This window comes from Undibacterium sp. TC4M20W (assembly GCF_049340245.1).
Taxonomy (GTDB): Bacteria; Pseudomonadota; Gammaproteobacteria; order Burkholderiales; family Burkholderiaceae_D; genus Undibacterium.
Genome location: NZ_JBMPPI010000061.1, coordinates 1 through 3,550, shown reverse-complemented (window position 1 = coordinate 3,550; position 3,550 = coordinate 1). Strand labels below are relative to the sequence as shown.

General features: G+C 43.4%; 4 protein-coding genes. All 4 read right to left on the bottom strand.

Annotated features, from left to right (window positions below; translation table 11 throughout):
• Positions 1–49 precede the first annotated feature (49 nt).
• On the bottom strand, positions 50–361 hold the full coding sequence (locus ACO0LL_RS30275; RefSeq protein ID WP_422954529.1) for a transposase: 312 nt from the start codon (positions 359–361) through the stop codon (positions 50–52).
• 178 nt (positions 362–539) lie between these two features.
• A complete protein-coding gene (locus tag ACO0LL_RS30270) occupies positions 540–1,358 on the bottom strand; it encodes a hypothetical protein (protein WP_422954528.1) in 819 nt (272 codons plus the stop codon).
• A gap of 319 nt (positions 1,359–1,677) precedes the next feature.
• A complete protein-coding gene (locus ACO0LL_RS30265) occupies positions 1,678–2,259 on the bottom strand; it encodes a hypothetical protein (protein ID WP_422954527.1) in 582 nt (193 codons plus the stop codon).
• A 172-nt stretch (positions 2,260–2,431) separates the two neighbouring features.
• On the bottom strand, positions 2,432–2,818 hold the full coding sequence (locus tag ACO0LL_RS30260) for a phage tail length tape measure family protein (RefSeq protein WP_422954526.1): 387 nt from the start codon (positions 2,816–2,818) through the stop codon (positions 2,432–2,434).
• Positions 2,819–3,550 lie beyond the last annotated feature (732 nt).

Genomic DNA, 3,550 nt, shown 5'->3' with positions numbered 1-3,550 from the left:
CCAAAGGTACGGCACAAGGTCGTTATTGGGTAGGCAAGTCGCATGGTCTTCATGAACGCGTATTTGGCAACGACTCCTGCGCAAAATACGCTGCCGCCTTTTTTACGATATCTCGCTCCATACGCGTCTCTGCCAGTTCCTTGCGTAGTTTGGCAACTTCCGCCTCCAGCTCTGGAACTGTACGGCTTCCAGGTGCAGCAGTGGCTGTTTCACCACCCTTGGCTGCATTCACCCAACCAACTAAAGTCCCTTTCGGAATGCCTATCCGCGATGCCGCTTCTCCCAGTGTCATCCCTTGCGCCAAAACAAGCTTTACTGCTTCTTCTCGCAATTCCGGTGTGTATGTCTTTTTCTGTTTCATTATTTCTCCTGATCGTTTATTTTAACAAACAAGAGTGTCCGAAAAAATCAGGGTACCTCATATAGGCTGCGATCATGGGATTTTCTTGGTGTCTTTAGCTATTTTTGGTAGTTCATTCGTACCATTACGCTGCGCTAATCGTACCTACGCTGGCTAGTAATATCTACGCAAGCAGCAACTAAGCTGCGTAAAATTCTTTAGGATAAAGCTTTGTATTAACATCAATTGCCATTCCACGCCACAAAGCCAATCGGCACAAGGCCGTGCCTAATGCATCAAACGTGGCTGACTGCGCTACTTTGCCATACCCCCAAGTCTCCAATTGACCAAGGGCAATTCTGCTGCGTACACGCTTTGGAAATGCGGACTCCAGCTCACCCCTCACACGCTCAAATGCCTCCGGGTCATTGTGCGCAATATGGTAAAGCAACTCATGGTAGCCATAGATAAAATGTGATTTTTTAAATCCCTTTGTACTCTCAATTGCACTCAAAGAATCCAAGCCATACTTACCGACGGCAAGATTCGAAATTTGAAATGCAAATTCGCCCACAATATGTCCTCTGCTTTCATGATCAAAGCTTGAACACGAAACGATCTTTTCACTTAATCCGAAAAATTCTTTCTCTGCTCCTGCTAGCAATAAGCCAACTAGTATGGGTACGAAAGTAGAATAGGATAAAAGAATGTAATCCCAAGCATAATTGTTCGATCTGGCATGGTCAATTTCTTGAATTGCTCTACTGCTTAATGCTGCTAAGCCAGTAATCTTGCCGAGTAATTTATTGGCCATTTCCAAGTCGTTCTGCAATACCCATCGGGCTTGTGAAAGCATAATCAGCCCCTCAATCTGGTGGCTTGGATTATCGGCCGCTCTATTGTATGCACCTCGACTTCGTAAGCCTTCGTCAATGTCAAATATATGCTGTATTGAATCCAATTCTTGTTCTTCCACGCGATTTATCCAAATCAGCATTTGATCCAGATTCATTTCCAAATTAAGCTCCTTTTCTTATTATTCTCCACGGGATTACTGTTGCATCTTTCAATTAGCTTATATTAATTATGGGAAGTTGCAGAGATGTACGATTAGCGTAGCGTAATCGTACGCATGTTGCAAACTTCAGCTTGCTTCTGTAGCGTGGCTCTATTGCAGCTCTTAGTCAACAAAAACTATATGCATATGAAGATAGAATAACAATGCTCATGCGATGTGCTTGAGGTCTTTTCTTTTTTTGGGGACACGGTTACGTACGATTACGCTGCGCTAATCTTACCTACGTGGGCTTCGATTGGGTATCAGCAATCTAGTAAATTTATTGCCAATATAAAATCCCGTTATTTAATCGATTACCCAAAAGTGCTTGTTTATCGAAGTCATAATCAAGAAATCCGTCAGCATCCAGAAAATATACATTCTCCCTGTAAAAAGCAATGACAGTCGTCAAAAAATCTTCTGCGCTTGAATGCATCAACTCAGATTGAGGGTCGTCATGTAGAAAGCTACCAATTTTATTTTCTCTATTTTCTGGCTCACTTTCAATGCAAACAAAGTCACTAGAATAATTCGCGAGGAACGGAAAATTATGATGCCGAGATGGTCTAAGAATTGCCATGAATTTCTGAAACTCTTCTTCAAGTTCATCTATATGGATCAGGCGATAGCCGGGAATAAAATCCATGACTTTTTGGTCAGCTACATCTCTCAAAGTACCATCGACTTGGCAATATAGCTCCAAAACTAGTTCGGGTATATCGGCTGGTGATTCGAAAATGCTTTTTAGTCTATGTTCTGCTTCTAGCCTAGGTAATCCACGCCCCAGGCTTTCACGATAGCCGGGGCGGGTCTGGTCGGAAAGCGCCAAAAAATCAACGATAAGCTTAGCAATTTTGGTCATCGGCTCGAGCCCTGTTTTGTGATGTCAACATTAAACTTATCAATCGCTTTGATATCATTTCTTCTGAAAATATTGTAATCAGCACATAGGGGCAATAAGCAATCGCATAATTACCCGCAAGCCAGCAACGCGCGAGTATTAGACACGACTCCAATCTCACGCCAATTTCGCCTTATTTCGGGCAACCGTCGAGTGGCGCGCGTGCCGATGGATCGACCATTTTAATCAAGGTGGTAACCGCCTCTTTTTCACTCAACCCTTGTACGGATACCAAACCTAACGCAGCTTTGGCAGATGGTTCAATTGTGGCGGATGAAAACCGGCCGCTGCATACCAGCCAAAAAATCACTTCACGCGCTTCTCCTATCGTGCCTACGCCATTCTTTGAAATGCTAGTCCCAAGTTCATAGAGCTGCCCTTCTGTCATGCCGACGTAACCCCCGGTCAATTGCAGAGCAGATTGCATACGGCGTTGATCACCAGCCCCTTGCATTGCAACAACCACAATAATGACTACAAGGCCGACAACGACGATTCCTAACCACTTTAATATTTTCACGCTAAGTCTCTTTCAAAAAATAGATACGATTACATTACAGCTGGGGCGATTCGCAACTGTCAGATCACCCACACATTTGGAAATAAATGTATGAATATTGGACCTCACCTTTTAATTTTTCTTGAGGTCTGCTCAGATAATCGCCCTGAAGATCTCGCTTGAGCAAGGATTAGCTCAGGTCGCTTGTTTCACAGAAAACTGGGTAATGGCTGTGTGACCCATTGCATATGACACGCGTACGATTGCGCCATTAAATCAAGCCCAATCTACTACAGACAGATGCTCCGACTAAAAGCAGTACTATTATGGCAATTCCAAAAACATATACTTTTTTCTCTCTCTTGCTCATTTTCTTCCAAGTTTCCTCGTCAAGATTTGGGCTCGCCATTTTATTGCTCCTATTTTTTCTAGAGACGTAAGGACTATGTGCGAAGCGTAATCGCACGCATGCTGCCTGTTCAAACTCTCTTCTGCACCATGGCTACTTTACGGTTTTTAGTCAACAATAAAACATGTTCATGTTGAGCTTGACTGCCGAGTATCTTACGATATGTTTGAGGTCTTTTGCTTTTTTTTGGGGACACGGTTTTGTACGATTACGCTGACGCTAATCGTACCTTGTATTATGACGCCTTCGGTAGTTATTCGTTAATATAGCTACCAACAAGTTCTTGGTAGGCATATCAAGATCGAGTGACTGGATGCCGGATCGTACCTTAGGTTTGAAACCTG